The organism is Enterobacter cloacae complex sp. IR5384, from assembly GCF_049237265.1.
Lineage (GTDB): Bacteria > Pseudomonadota > Gammaproteobacteria > Enterobacterales > Enterobacteriaceae > Enterobacter > Enterobacter cloacae.
In genome coordinates this window covers 54248-68712 of the sequence record NZ_JBMKHJ010000019.1, presented here as the reverse complement: position 1 = coordinate 68712, position 14465 = coordinate 54248, and the positions used below count along the sequence as shown (strand labels likewise).

10 protein-coding genes are annotated in these 14465 nt (G+C 58.0%); 4 read left to right on the top strand and 6 right to left on the bottom strand.

The genetic code is table 11. The features are described from left to right. Nucleotide 1: 1 nt before the first annotated feature. A complete protein-coding gene (locus tag ACOTX3_RS16040) occupies nucleotides 2–4954 on the bottom strand; it encodes an alpha-2-macroglobulin family protein (protein WP_058678269.1) in 4953 nt (1650 codons plus the stop codon). Nucleotides 4955–5228: 274 nt separating this feature from the next. On the opposite strand from ACOTX3_RS16040, the gene ACOTX3_RS16035 reads away from it, so the two are divergent. The 4 genes from ACOTX3_RS16035 (at nucleotide 5229) to ACOTX3_RS16020 (ending at nucleotide 9859) form a co-directional block, all read left to right on the top strand. Then, on the top strand, nucleotides 5229–6773 hold the full coding sequence (locus tag ACOTX3_RS16035) for a PTS transporter subunit EIIC (RefSeq protein ID WP_127869051.1): 1545 nt from the start codon (nucleotides 5229–5231) through the stop codon (nucleotides 6771–6773). A 12-nt stretch (nucleotides 6774–6785) separates the two neighbouring features. Further along, nucleotides 6786–8153: a 6-phospho-alpha-glucosidase gene (locus ACOTX3_RS16030; RefSeq protein ID WP_058678271.1), complete on the top strand. Its 1368-nt coding sequence runs from the start codon at nucleotides 6786–6788 to the stop codon at nucleotides 8151–8153. 90 nt (nucleotides 8154–8243) lie between these two features. Next, the gene (gene sseA, locus ACOTX3_RS16025; protein WP_058678272.1) at nucleotides 8244–9089 is read left to right on the top strand and encodes a 3-mercaptopyruvate sulfurtransferase; all 846 of its coding nucleotides are present in this window, start codon (nucleotides 8244–8246) and stop codon (nucleotides 9087–9089) included. Beyond that, complete coding sequence (locus ACOTX3_RS16020) at nucleotides 9089–9859, top strand: MurR/RpiR family transcriptional regulator (RefSeq protein WP_013098289.1); 771 nt, start codon at nucleotides 9089–9091, stop codon at nucleotides 9857–9859. Before sseA ends, ACOTX3_RS16020 begins: the two co-directional genes overlap by 1 nt. Nucleotides 9860–9876: 17 nt before the next feature. On the opposite strand, the gene sseB is transcribed toward ACOTX3_RS16020, so the two are convergent. The 5 genes from sseB to hscA all read right to left on the bottom strand — a co-directional run bounded on the left by sseB (nucleotide 9877) and on the right by hscA (nucleotide 14462). Continuing rightward, nucleotides 9877–10653: an enhanced serine sensitivity protein SseB gene (gene sseB, locus ACOTX3_RS16015; RefSeq protein ID WP_020690031.1), complete on the bottom strand. Its 777-nt coding sequence runs from the start codon at nucleotides 10651–10653 to the stop codon at nucleotides 9877–9879. A 79-nt stretch (nucleotides 10654–10732) separates the two neighbouring features. Further along, nucleotides 10733–12019, bottom strand: a complete 1287-nt coding sequence (gene pepB, locus ACOTX3_RS16010; RefSeq protein ID WP_013098291.1) for an aminopeptidase PepB — start codon at nucleotides 12017–12019, stop codon at nucleotides 10733–10735. A gap of 53 nt (nucleotides 12020–12072) precedes the next feature. Then, complete coding sequence (iscX, locus tag ACOTX3_RS16005) at nucleotides 12073–12273, bottom strand: Fe-S cluster assembly protein IscX (protein WP_003860650.1); 201 nt, start codon at nucleotides 12271–12273, stop codon at nucleotides 12073–12075. 1 nt (nucleotide 12274) lies between these two features. Further along, complete coding sequence (fdx, locus tag ACOTX3_RS16000) at nucleotides 12275–12610, bottom strand: ISC system 2Fe-2S type ferredoxin (protein ID WP_003860652.1); 336 nt, start codon at nucleotides 12608–12610, stop codon at nucleotides 12275–12277. A gap of 1 nt (nucleotide 12611) precedes the next feature. Continuing rightward, nucleotides 12612–14462 (bottom strand): Fe-S protein assembly chaperone HscA, encoded by a 1851-nt coding sequence (hscA, locus tag ACOTX3_RS15995; protein ID WP_058678273.1) that lies wholly within the window; start codon nucleotides 14460–14462, stop codon nucleotides 12612–12614. Between the last annotated feature and the right edge of the window lie 3 nt (nucleotides 14463–14465).

Here is a 14465-nt window from a genome sequence, read left to right as displayed (position 1 = left end):
ATTACGGTACAACAATCAGCGGGCCACTGGCCGCACCCGTTGCCCGCCACTGCGGAACATACATGGACTCCACCAGCGGCACCGGTACCTGGTACGTTCCCGGCGTCACGGCGCGCGCCAGATAAACCAGCGTAACCGGCTGCCCTTCGTTTACCGGCACTGCGGCCACAAAGCGGTCGTCGCGAAACTCCATATGCTGAATATCCGCCTGCTGCATCTGGCTAAGCAGGTTCTGCACTTCGCTGCCGCTGTCCTGCAGGCTGGCGCTGCTGCTCGCCAGGTTCTGGTTCTCCAGCTCCAGACCCGCCGGGAGGAGATCCACCACCAGCGCATCCGGCACGTCCTGGCTGGCCTTCACTTTCAGCCATACCAGCACCAGCTCACCGCTCTTCAGCGAAGAGAGCGATTTCGAACTGCCGTCGGTTGCCAGAATATGGCGTTCAATCTGCAGAACATTCGAGGATGGCTGAGGGGCTGAGTCCGGGTAACCGGTGCTATCCAGACGCACCCACAGCGGTGTCGTGCCGGTGTTGGTCACCTGCAGCGCACCAAGCTGATCGCCATTCATATTCTGCACCAGCGCCTTGTCACCGCTCAATGCGGTACCCGAGAGTGAGGTTTCCGCCTGCCATGCTCCGGACAGAGTTTGTAGCGAACGTCCGGCCAGGAATAGCGCGTTACTCTCCTGCGTAGACAGCCAGCGCTGGCTGAAGGCCTGTTCAGACAGGGCATTCAGCAGCGTATTTTGCGCATCCGGCAGCAGCTTGTACTCCTCCAGAAGGGAGAGCATCAGCGCGTTATCACGAAGCGCGCTGCCATAATCCGCCATCCAGTGTCTGCTGTCGTTGCGCGGTGTTTTGAGGGCAAGATCCAGCGCCTGCTGGCTGCGCGGGGCATCCCCCATCAGTTTGAGTGCCATACCGAGCTGCATCAGCGGCAGACCGGAAGCCGCCTGCCCGTGACGATCCCAGACTTCACGCAACGCACCCAGCGGGGCTTTTTGCTGGCGCGCCAGTACCAGTGCGGCATAGGCCTGCACGGCAAATTTGCTGGCCTGAGTATCGTCGCTGTAGCGGATGGACATCATGCCCGGATCCTGCAGGTAGCGGAGCAGTCGGCTATTGGCATTATTGACCGCATCCGTCGGCACGCTGTAGCCCTGCTCACCGGCACGCACCAGGAAGTCCGTGACATAGGCAGTCAGCCAGTACTCTTCCGGACCGTTTTTATCCCAGAGCGCAAAACCACCGTCATCACGCTGCATCTGCAGAAGGCGGGAGATGCCAATATCAATGGCAGCACGACGTTTGTCGTCCGTGTCGCCTTTAATGCCAAGCGCCTTCAGCTGTGACGCGTTGGTATAGAGCGACGGGAACAGGCCACTGGTGGTTTGTTCAAGACAGCCATAAGGATATGCCTGCAGCTCACGGATATAGCGCGCCAGATTAAGCGGCGGTTTGCCGCTAAGCAGCAGTTGTCCCTGCAATGTAGCGGGAGAGAAGCCGTTGATATGCTGCCCTGGCGCAGTCCAGGACTCACCCGGGTTCAGCATGGCCCCGGTATTCACCGTCTGCGCCGGGAACGCAGGACGGACGCCGATTTTCCAGCTCTTCTGCTGCGGAGCGAAGGTCTCGCCAGGCAGCTGAAGTCCTGTTACCTGCGCCGTCACTTCGCCGTCACCGTAACCTTCCAGTGCACGCACCGGAATAAACAGCGTGCTGCGCGCACCCGGTGGCAGTTTGACAGGCTGCGGCTGCGCCCCTTCCAGCAACAGCTTGCCGGTCGCGGTTAAGGCCACATTTAGCGTTTGCGGCTGATCGGTCAGGTTAGTGAGATCCAGTGTCAACCGTGAGGTATCGCCGCTTGCCAGGAAGCGCGGCGTATTAAGCTCGGTAATGACCGGCGCGGCCACAATCACTTTGCTTTCGCTGCTGCCGAAATCCTCTTCCGTCCAGGCCTGCGCCATCAGACGCAGCTCACCGTTGAAGTCTCCAATTGGCAGGGTGATGGACCCTTCACCATTCGCATCAAGCGTCACTGGCTGTGCCTGCTGGGCGATAATGGTGACATGGTTCACCGGCGGCTTACCGCCGCGTTTAAGCTCATCGCCGTCACCACCAAAACGCAGTGCGGCCATACGTCCCTGGCCTTCAATCACCTGGCCGTAGATATCGTAGATATCCGCGCCATAGCGCTTCTGACCAAAGAAGGCCTGCCACGGATCCGGCGTGACGTAATCGGTAATGTTCAGCACGCCGCTGTCCACCGCGGAGACCAACACGTTCACTTTTTGTGGTACCGGGCCCTCTTTCACGCTGGCTTTTACCTTCACGGAAAGCGTCTGGTTAGGTCGCATTTTTTGCGGGATATCCAGCGCGATATTCAGACGGCGATTTTCATCCCCCATCGGCAGATGCAGCAGGCCAACCGCCCGCTTCGGCGTGGCGGATTTGGATTTATCGCCAGGGCGAACCACCAGCGTGCTGAGATAGAGGTCGTGGCGTTTCCAGGCTTTGTCTACCGGAATAGCAAGATCCAGTCCGTTGGCCGGGACGTCGATCTCTTTCCACCACAGTGGCCCTTCGCTGGATTCGATCATCGCATAGCCTTTACCCGCGGCAGGTGCGGCGATATGCAACTGGATGGTGTCACCCGGCTGGTAAGAAGGCTTATCCAGTTTCAGGGTCACGCGGTCGGGGCGCGCGGCTCCCGTGCCGTCACTGTTATCCTGCCAGCTGTACCCGGCCCAGAAACGTACGCTGCTGACCATGTCATCAGGCGCTTTCACTTCCAGACGATAGGAGCCCCACTCTACCGGGAACGTCACTTTACCCGTTTCATCGGCCTTGAGGGTCAGCTCCTGCTCGCCTTCAATGAGATCTTTTTGATCAAACTGGGACTGCCAGCCATCGCTTTCTGACCAGTTCCAGTAGTAGTCGCGGCGTTCGCGGATCAGGCGCACCTGTAATCCGGAAACAGCCTTTTTCGCCCCACTGGCATCGGCATAGACAATGTCGAAACTGGCGTTGCCGTTTTCATCGACGATAGGCTGGTTAACGGTGGTATCGGTGCGGTAATCATACACCGCCTTGCTGGCGAACTGAGGACGAATACCCGGTAATTCGGCTGCTGGCCAGATAGCCTGTTCAGCACGACGCGTCACCGGACGACCGCCTGATTCCAGCAGGCTGGCCTGCAGGATCAGCTGAAGCGGAGAGTGCACCTCTTTCCACTGGCTTTCTGTAGAGACCTGCCCACGCCCATGTTCATCAAGCGTAAGCTGCACTTCATCCAGGCTGCGACTCAGGTTGTCTTCGGCGATATCGCCAAACTGGAAGCCAGGCAGCGCCGGAACCGCTTCACGCAGTGGACGCAAAAAGAGCTGCCCCTGCAGGGCATTACCGTTGGCCGGTGCGCCGTACAGGTAATATCCCACCACGTTAAAGTCGACGTTATCCTGCGGCGAAACCGGCGTTTTTTGTCCGCTCAGATTCAGCGCCATACGCTCTGGCATAAAATCTTCGACATGGAAGTCCCACAGACGCTGCTGGTTATCGCCCGTATTGGCGCGGATATGCCACATGCCGGTTTGCGCCCCGCTGTCCAGCAGATAGTTAAAGCGATAGAGACCATTCTCCGGCTGGACGACGACGGTACGCGCTACCTGCCCGTCCGGGCGAAGCACATCCAGCTTCACCGGCTGCGCAGGCAGCGGTTTACCGTCGCTGTCGCGCAGTAAGCCGTTCAGGATCACCGTTTCGCCTGGGCGATAGAGGTCACGCGGGCCAAACATAAAGAATTGTTTGCTGTAGCCCGGGCTACCAGCAATGTCGAACTCCGCCAGATCGAGCGCCGGCAGCTTGAGGTCAAGTAGCGTAGTCTGGCCATCTTTACTGGCAAGGATCAGCGCGGCTTCTTTGTCAGTTTCGACCTTTGCATGGCCGTCGGCATCGCTGTTCGCCTCAGCCAGGGTCTGCCCTTTATCGTTTAACAGCGTGACGGTTACACCGGATTGCGCCGCACCGTTTTCCAGGCTCTGGGTGAAGATATCGAGACGGTTATGATAACGGTGAGCGGACAGCCCAATATCGCTTAAGGTGAAGAGCGTGGCGGCATTGCTGTAGTTGTAGTGCCCTGCCTGATTCATCACTGCGATATAGACGCCCGACTGCTGGAGCGGCTTGATATCTTTCAGCGGCAGCAGCAGTTTTTCACGCGTGTTACGTGCCGGGTTAAGATCGAAACGACCGGTATAAACCAACTCGGCCATCTTCAGCAGATTGTCAGATTCCCAGTTGGTCAGCGAGTTACGGTACTCCCACTGGCTGACGAATGAAGCCAGCGACTCCGGTTTCACGCGATAGAAGTTCACGTCCACGTTATTGACGTTGAGCGCCATGACAGGCAAGCCTTCCACGACTTTCCCCGGCAGCAGTGACCCGCGGCTGGCGAATCCGACCGTCGGCTCGACATCCCGGGTGGTCAGGGCTTTTTCGTAGTCGATGCCAAAAGTCGCTTTGTTTAACGCCTGCAGATCGCGTTCCACGGTGACGACCAGATTGCGGTTAGGCTCCAGATGGCGCAGACGAAGCTCTTTCAGGTTCGGCGCCAGTTCCCACGCCCCGTCAACCTTGCCGCTTTTCTTATCCACGACATGCACGGTTTTCGAGAAATCCTGATCCGGATTCAGTGGAACAGAAAATGTCAGCACCAGCGTGGCGGCGCCGTCCAGCTGCACTTCAGAGGCATCAAGCAGAGTGAACGCTTTGCCCTGACTTTGTGCCGCCAGTTTTGCCAGCTTGTCAGCGTCTGGCTTTTCCGCCGCTTTTGGTGTGGTTGCTGTAGATGCCGCGGGAGCCGCAGCCTGAGGTTTATCGTCGCTGTTATCACAGCCGACAAGCGTAAACGTGGTGAGCAGCGCAAGAGAGAGCGCGGCTAAGCGAAACGGTTTCATCCTTTGTCCCTGGCCCATGGAGCCTGTTGGTCGTCTTCCGGATAAGTATTATCCGCAAGTTTCGTTAATACAAAAAGTCCATTTTTAGGATCTGGAAGGCGGCTCGCATCGTCAGCGTGGTGATGTTACGCCGATCACAACGTCAAACGTCACATGTTACCTTTCACGTCATTTGTTTTTAAAACAATTAGATAGCTGGATAAGCTCGCCGGGAGCCTGCTAGTTTTAAGCTCAAGACGCACCCCGAGTGCGCGGTTCAATAAGAGAGAAAGCCATGAAACGAGCCGTGAACGCCCTACAAAATTTCGGAAAATCATTGTACGGACCGGTACTTATTTTACCGATCGTCGGTCTGTTTATCGCCTTTGGCAATGTGCTGGGCAATGGCAACCTGGCCGAGTATCTGCCGTTTCTCGGCCATCCGCTGATCCAGAATATCGGCCAGCTGATCGCCAAATCTGCCGTGTCGGTGCTGGTTAACCTGGCCCTGGTGTTTGCCGTCGGCATCCCGATTGGTCTGGCAACACGGGACAAAGGCTACGCGGCGCTGATTGGGCTGGTGACGTTTGTGGTGTTTATCAACGCCATGAACGTCACGCTACAGCTTCAGGGCGAACTGGCAAACGCAGCACAGATGAAAGTCGCCGGGCAGACCATGGTGCTGGGCGTTCAGGTGCTGGAGATGGGTGTGTTCGCCGGGATCCTGACCGGCGCGCTTTCCGGATACCTGTACAACAAATACTCCGGCGTACAGTTTAACGGCGCGATGGCGATTTACTCTGGTCACTGTTTTGTCGCCATTGTGATACTGCCCGTTTCCATGCTGCTCGGCGTAGTAATGAGCGAGCTGTGGCCGTTTGCCCAGCACGGCATTAGCGCAATGGCGCTTGCCATCAAAGGTTCTGGTCCGTTCGGCGTGGCGATCTACGGCTTCCTTGAGCGCATTCTGGTGCCCACCGGCCTGCATCATCTGGTCTATACCCCGTTCCTGTATACCGAACTGGGCGGCACGCAAGAGGTGTGCGGTACGGTTTATCAGGGCGCGCGCAACATTTACTTCGCGGAAATGGCCTGCCCGGAGGTGAAACAGCTCAGCAGCACGGTGGTATGGGATGCGCGCGGCATCAGCAAGATGTTTGGCCTGCCGGCGGCGGCGCTGGCGATGTACATGACCGCAAAGCCGGAGCGTAAAGCGGCAGCAAAAGCGATTCTGATCCCGGCGGCGCTCACTTCGCTGCTGGTCGGCGTCACCGAGCCCATCGAGTTCTCCTTCCTGTTTGTCGCCCCGCTGCTGTTCGTGGTGCACGCGGTGCTGACGGGTATCGGGATGATGCTGTTCTCCCTGCTGGGTGTTCACGCCATCGGCGCTAACGGGATTATCGATTTTATTCTCTACAACCTGCCGCTCGGTACGGAAAAGTCCAACTGGCCGATGTACATCGTGGTCGGGCTGATCATGTTTGTCCTCTACTTCGTGGTGTTCCGCTTCCTGATCCTGCGTTTCAACATGAAAACGCCAGGCCGTGAAGATGAGGACCAGGAGACGCGCCTTTACAGCAAACAGGAGTACCAGGCGAAGGGCAATAACGACGGGCTGGGTGAATCCATCGTCGTCGGTCTGGGCGGCCGGGAAAATATTGAAGTGGTGGATAACTGCTACACCCGCTTACGTGTGACGGTGAAGGATGTCGCCATCATTGATGAGCCGCGCCTGAAAGCGACCGGCGCAAAAGGGATTATCAAACAAGGTAACAACGTTCAGGTGGTCTACGGGCTGCATGTCAAAAAAATGCGAGAAGCCGTTGAGACGTTTCTCTGAAAGGAGCTAAAGATGTTTACACCCCCATTCATTCTGTCGATTGCTGGCGGCGGTAGCACCTACACGCCAGGTATTGTGAAAAGCCTGATGGTGCGTCTGCAGGACTTCCCACTGGCCGAAATCCGCCTCTACGACATCGACGAGGCGCGTCAGAACACGATTGCCCCGGTGGTGGAAAAAGTGATCCGCGACCACAGCCAGAGCATCAAATTTACCGTCACCAATGACCCGGAAGTGGCCTTCAGCGGCGCACACTTCGTCTTCGCCCAGATGCGCGTTGGCCAGTATAAAATGCGCGAGCAGGATGAGAAGATCCCGCTGCGCCACGGCGTGGTTGGTCAGGAGACCTGCGGCCCCGGCGGGCTGGCTTATGGGCTGCGTACGATCCTGCCAATGGTCGAGCTTATCGATCTGGTGGATCGCTACGCGCATGAAAAAGCATGGATCGTAAACTACTCCAACCCGGCGGCAATCGTCGCAGAGGGGGTGCGTCGCCTGCGACCGAACGCCCGCGTGCTGAATATTTGCGATATGCCGGTTGCTGCAATGCGTAACATGGGAGCCATTCTGGGGGTCGATCGCCGCAAGCTGGAGGTGGACTACTTTGGGCTGAATCACTTCGGCTGGTTTACCCGTGTGTTGGTGGACGGCGAGGACAAGCTGCCGGAGCTGCGTAAACATATCGCGAAGTTTGGTCTGCTGACGGAAGATGCCGCCAAAACCGACCCGCAGCACTCCGATCCGTCGTGGGTGAAAACCTGGCGCAACATCAAGCCGATCATGGATAACTTCCCGGAGTATCTGCCGAACCCGTATCTGCAGTACTACCTGATGCCGAACCAGATTGTCGAGCATCAGAAGCCGGACTACACCCGCGCTAACGAAGTGATGAACGGACGTGAGAAAAAGCTGTTTGCCGCAGCCGAAGAATATAAGCGTACCGGGATCCTGCCGGACGCCTTCCACGTTGGCGTTCACGGCGAGTTTATCGTCGATGTCGCCTGCTCGCTGGCCTTCAACCTGCGGAGCCGTCATCTGGTGATGGTGGAAAACCGCGGGGCAATTACCAATGTGCCGTACGATGCGGTCGTCGAGGTTCCCGCTTATATCACATCCGAGGGGCCAGAGCCTGTCCGCGTGGGCCAGGTGCCGCTGTTCCATCAGACGCTGCTACAACAGCAGCTCGCCTCTGAACAGCTGCTGGTGGAAGCAACCATTGAAGGGAGCTATGAGAAAGCGCTGCAGGCATTTACCCTGAATCGCACCGTGCCGACCATGGAGCACGCGAAAGCGATTCTGGATGAGATGATCGAGGCTAACCGTGAGTACTGGCCTGCGCTGCAAAAAGCCTGGCTGAACGGCGAAGCGGTGAAAAAATAGGGGCTTGCTCGCGAGTTGAACGTGGTTTGCTTGTCGGTGTCAGAAAAAACATCGACAATCCTTTTTTACGGAAAAGAATGGAGGCAACCCATGTCCACCTCATATTTTGTCGCCGCCGACTGGCTGATTGAGCACGGCGACGATCCTGAAGTGCAGATTATTGACGCGCGTATGGCTCCTCCGGGCCAGGAGCATCGTGACGTTCCCGGTGAATACCGCGCAGGGCACCTGCCGGGCGCGGTATTTTTTGATATCGAAGCCCTCTCCGATCACACCTCCCCTCTGCCGCACATGCTGCCGCGCCCGGAAGCCTTCTCCGTGGCGATGCGCGAGCTGGGCATCAGCAAAGACAAACACCTCGTTGTTTATGATGAAGGTAACCTCTTCTCTGCCCCGCGCGCGTGGTGGATGCTGAAAAACTTCGGCGTCGAGAAAGTCTCGATTCTGGCGGGGGGTCTGGCTGGCTGGAAGCGCAACGAACTGCCGCTGCAGCAGGGGGACGTGACGCTGCCGGAGGGGGATTTTGACGCGACGTTTGACGCAAATGTGGTGAAACGCCTGACCGACGTGCTGGTCGTCAGCCATGAAAACACTGCTCAAATCGTCGATGCGCGTCCTGCCGCACGTTTTAACGCTGAAGCGGACGAACCTCGCCCTGGCCTGAAACGCGGACACATTCCGGGGGCGTTGAACGTGCCGTGGGGCGATCTGGTGTTTGAGGGCGAACTGAAAACCACCGATGAGCTACGCGCGATTTTTGATCGTCAGGGCGTGGATTTACACCGTCCGATTATTGCCAGCTGCGGTTCCGGCGTAACGGCCTGCGTGGTGATCCTGGCGCTCGCCACGCTCGGCGTAAACGACGTCACGCTGTACGATGGCGCCTGGAGTGAGTGGGGTGCGCGGGACGACCTGCCGGTTGAACCCGCGAAATAATGGATAACCGCCTGGCCACGCTGTTAACGCGCGGGGAATCGCTGACCCGCGCGGAATATCGCGTACTCGCCCACCTCACGGAGCATCCACTGCTGGTGGGTAACATCACGGTGCGGGAACTGGCGCAGGCGACATTTGTCTCTACCGCGACGATTATGCGGCTGTGTCAGAAGCTGGGGTTCAGCGGGTTTAGCGAGTTTATCTGGCACTGCAAACAGCTCCTCACCGACACGCCGCATATTACGACTCAAGGAAACGCCCTTCCGCAGTTGCCCGCGCTGTTCAGCCAGTTTATTGCCAACTATCAGCAGACATTCCAGTGGGTGACCGATGAGAAGCGTCTGCAGTTTGCCGACCTGCTGCGTCACAAAGAGAGCTTCTTTCTCTACGGTGCCGGGTTTTCCTATCTGTTTGCCGAATACCTGACCAAAAAACTGCAGGTGCTGGGGAAAACGGCGTTTATCTCCGGGCCGGGTGACAGCCGGAACATTTTCCTCAGCAACGCCGCCCGTTATCAGGTATTTATTGCCGTCTCGCGCAGCGGCGAAACAGAGCAGGTGCTGGATAAAGCGCGGATCGCCAAAAACGTCGGGATGACGATTGTCGCGTTTACCCGCGCCTCGGCCAATACGCTGGCGGGCATGGCGGACGTGCACTTCGCTCTCTATGACGAGGCGGTGCATTACGCCGCGGAAGCCGCAGGGGTGACGTCGTTTGAGTCGAATCTGGTACTGCTGATGGATTTACTGCTGCTGGAAGCAACGGGGTGACAGTCACCCCGCTGTAATCAGATGATGCGGTTGGTTTTGAGATCGCGCAGGAAACCGCCCCAGCGACGCTCATAGAACGGTGTGATGTGCTCGGTAATAAAGTGACTGATGCCCTTCTCACCGTTCTTCACCTGGCAGATATCAATTGGCTCATCGCCCGGCAACGTATCAGTGGCCACACTGCCCGCCGCCTGGATGATCTCATCAATATCACCGTCAGCTTCAATACCAATCAACAGTACCGGCTGTTCATCCGCTTGCTCTTTAATCGAACAGAGGAACGCGCGTCTTACCGGCTTCAGGGTTTTGAACAACGTGGTCAGGGAATCGATCATCTGCGCTGGCGGTTCGGCCACTTCAGAGAGCAGCAGCGTTTCGCCCCCTTCCAGCACTTCCTGGGTGCTGAGCGGGTTACCCTCTTCACCAATCAGATGGCTGATTTCACGCGGCGTGAATTCTTTCCCGGTCGGCAGTTTCGCATTAAGGAACAGCGTCTGGCCCAGCGTCATTTCGAACAGCGTGCGTACCGGCATCACCACGAACGCCTGTTCATCTTCAACGGCGGTCTGCAGCGCTTCCAGCGAGGTAAAGAACGGGATCACCGAGGTGCCGTCGTCTTTCTCCCAGTGCAGCAGATCCAGCGCGCTGTCTTCAACAACCTGCTCACCTTCCGCCGCGGTTCCTGGCACCCAGACGGTGGATTCCAGCAACGTGCGGAAAAATGCCGGACGGTGGGCGGGCTCGGTCGCCGCCTGTTCCAGCAGGGTTTCTAATTCGTTTTTGGTTTCGGACATAACAATTCCAGATGTCGAATTTCCCCCTCACCCCGGCCCTCTCCCTCAAGGGAGAGGGTTAGGGTGAGGGCAAAAAGCATTACTCAGCCGTCAGCAGGTTCGCCACGGTACGCACGCCCAGGCCGGTCGCGCCCGCAGACCACTGCTCAACTGCCGCTTTACGGTAGGTTGCGGAGCAGTCGATATGCAGCCAGCCTTCGTGATAGTTCTCAACGAAGTGGGACAGGAAGCCTGCTGCGGTGCTTGCACCCGCCGGGTATGCCGCGCTCGCGGTGTTATTCAGTTCGGCAAAATTAGACGGCAGCTGGCTGCGGTGGAACTCCGCCAGCGGCAGACGCCAGAACGGTTCGTTTTCTGCCGCGGCGCTTGCCAGCAGGCGGGCCGCCAGCTTGTCATCAAAGCTGAACAGCGCATGGTAGTCGTTACCCAGCGCCGTTTTTGCCGCGCCGGTCAGGGTGGCCATATCGATAATCAACTCTGGCTTCTGGGCAGAAGCGTCGATCAGGCCATCGGCCAGCACCAGACGGCCTTCTGCATCGGTGTTCATCACTTCAACATTTTTGCCGTTGCGGTAGCGAATGATGTCGCCGAGCTTGAAGGCATTACCGCTTACCATGTTGTCCGCGCAGCACAGGTACAGCTTCACGCGTTTTTTCAGGCCACGGGTAATCGCAAACGCCAGCGCACCGGTGATGGTTGCCGCCCCGCCCATGTCGGATTTCATGGAGTCCATGAACGCGCTCTGCTTCAGGCTGTAGCCACCGGTGTCGAAGGTGATACCTTTCCCGACCAGGCAGGCAAACACTGGCGCGTCTTTATCGCCGGTTGGGTTGTAGTCCAGCGCCAGCAGCACCGGTGGACGCTCAGAGCCACGACCCACGGTGTGAATGCCCATGTAGTTCTGCTCGCGCAGGTCTTCACCTTTGGTGATGCGATAAGACATGTTGTCGCCGGCCACGCCGCACAGCAGGTCAACGGCGCGCTGTGCCAGCTGTTCCGGCCCCAGCTCTTCAGCCGGTGCGTTAATAGTGTCACGTACCCAGTCGATAATGGTCAGGCGGCTTTCCAGCTCTTTTTGACCGGCTTCGTCAAGGTTGGCCCACTCAATTTTGCGGGTGCCTTTTGGCCCTTTATAACCGGCCCAGAACGCCCAGCTGCGGTCGGTGTCCCAGCCCTCGCCTGCCAGAGAGACATGCTTAATGCCGAGCCCATCAATTTTACGCGCGGCGCGCTGGATCAGGCCCAGATCGTCGTTGCCCGTCAGGTGCAGGGTAATACCGTCGTTGTTGATACTGTAAGTGGCTTTTTCGCCCCAACGCGCATCGGCGGGTTGCGTAGAGAGCGTAATCTTCATCGCTTCGGTCATTTTATTTATCCTTATTAGCAAACGGGCCGCCTGAAGGCAGCCCGTTACGTGATTTACTCTGCTTCATCTAACCAGACTAACAGAATCGCCTCCAGAATTTTTTCATTGGATGCGTTGGGATCGTCGTCAAAATCCTCTAAATCGCAGATCCACTGATGCATATCGGTGAAGCGTACGGTTTTTGGATCGAGATCCGGGTTAGCGTCGTAGAGCGCTTCGCCGATTTCACGGCTGTCTGTCCATTTCAGTCCCATATTAATGCTCGCGTGCGTGGTTGATGGTGTAGCGTGGGAACTCCACGACCAGATCCTCGTCGGTCACCGCTGCCTGGCAGCTTAAGCGGCTGTCGGGCTCCAGACCCCATGCTTTATCCAGCATGTCATCTTCGTCTTCTGTGCTCTCGGCAAGCGAGTCGAAACCTTCACGCACGATACAGTGGCACGTCGTGCAGGCACAGGATTTTTCACAGGCGTGTTCCACTTCGATACCTGCACGCAGGGCAACATCGAGAATGGTTTCACCGGTCTTCGCTTCCAGAACAGCGCCATCCGGACAGAGGTCCGCATGAGGCAAAATAACAATCTTTGGCATATTAAACCTCGTCCACGGACTGGCCTTTCAGCGCGACGCGGACAGATTTGTCCATGCGGCGAGCAGCAAAGTCCTGGGTTTGTTTATCAACGTTTTTAATGGCTTCTTCTATTGTGTCAGCGTCATTGCCCTGGGCGACCACGCTTAAGTGCGCAGCAGCCTCGTCAATCACCTGACGCTCAGCGGCGCTTAACAGCGCGGCATCGGCAGCGAGCGCGCCGTTCAGGCTTTCCAGCACGCGTGCGGCTTCCACTTTTTGTTCGGCCAGCATACGCGCCTTCACATCCTGCTCGGCGTAGCTCATTGAGTCCTGAATCATGGAGGCGATTTCGCCATCGGTCAGACCGTAGGACGGCTTCACCTGAATGGACGATTCGACACCAGTCGATTTTTCCATCGCCGTGACGCTCAGCAGGCCGTCTGCATCCACCTGGAAGGTGACGCGAATATGCGCCCCGCCCGCAGGCAGCGCCGGAATGCCCCGCAGCGCAAAGCGCGCCAGAGAACGGCAGTCCTGCACCAGTTCGCGTTCGCCCTGCATCACGTGAATGGACATGGCCGTCTGACCGTCTTTAAAGGTAGTGAACTCCTGCGCACGTGCCACCGGAATGGTGGTGTTGCGCGGAATGACTTTCTCCACCAGTCCGCCCATGGTCTCTAAACCCAGCGACAGCGGGATAACGTCCAGTAGCAGCATTTCACTGTCCGGCTTGTTGCCTACCAGAATATCCGCCTGAATCGCCGCGCCCACGGCAACCACTTTGTCCGGGTCAATGGAGGTCAGCGGCGTGCGGCCAAAGAATTCACCTACACGCTCACGCACCAGCGGTACGCGGGTGGAACCACCCACCATGACCACTTCCAGCACCTCATTCGCCTCAACGCCGGCATCTTTCAGCGCACGACGGCAGGCTAACAGTGTGCGTTTCACCAGGGGGGCGATCAGATCGTTAAACTGTTCACGGGCGATCTCACCCTGCCAGCCCGCCACGTTCACACTGACTGACCCAGCATCGCTTAGCGCAATTTTGGCCTCGATGGCCGCATCCAGCAGTTCACGCTGTACGCGGGCATCGCTGCGATCGCTGATGCCCGCCTGCTCGCGAATGTAATCCGCCAGCAGATGGTCAAAGTCATCGCCGCCCAGCGCGGAGTCCCCGCCGGTCGCCAGCACTTCAAACACCCCACGGCTTAAGCGCAGGATCGAGATATCAAAGGTACCGCCGCCGAGATCGTAAACCGCAATCACCCCTTCCTGACCGGAGTCGAGGCCGTAGGCAATCGCTGCCGCTGTCGGTTCGTTCAGCAGGCGCAGCACGTGCAGGCCCGCCAGACGCGCGGCGTCTTTGGTGCCCTGACGCTGTGCGTCATCAAAGTAGGCCGGAACGGTAATCACCACACCGTCTAAATCGCCGCCGAGCGTTGCCGTGGCACGCTCCGCCAGCGCTTTAAGGATGTCAGCGGATACGCGAATCGGGTTCAGCAGCCCGGCCGCAGTCGCAATCATCGGCAGGCCGTTTTCACTGGCCTGCAGCTGATACGGCAGATGCGGGTAACGGGTCTGAATATCGGCCAGCGAGCGGCCCATCATCCGCTTAACGGAGCTGATGGTATTCGCCGGATCGCGCGCGGCGTTAGTGCGGGCATCAAAGCCCACCGCGTGGCCCTGCTGCTGGTAGTGGACCACGGAAGGCAGCAGATGGCGGCCCTGCTCGTCAGCCAGCGTCTCCGCCTGGCCGCTACGCACGGTTGCCACGAGGGAATTGGTGGTGCCGAGATCAATACCCACCGCCAGACGACGCTGGTGCGGTGCGGCACTTAAGCCAGGCTCACTAATTTGTAATAAGGCCATAAT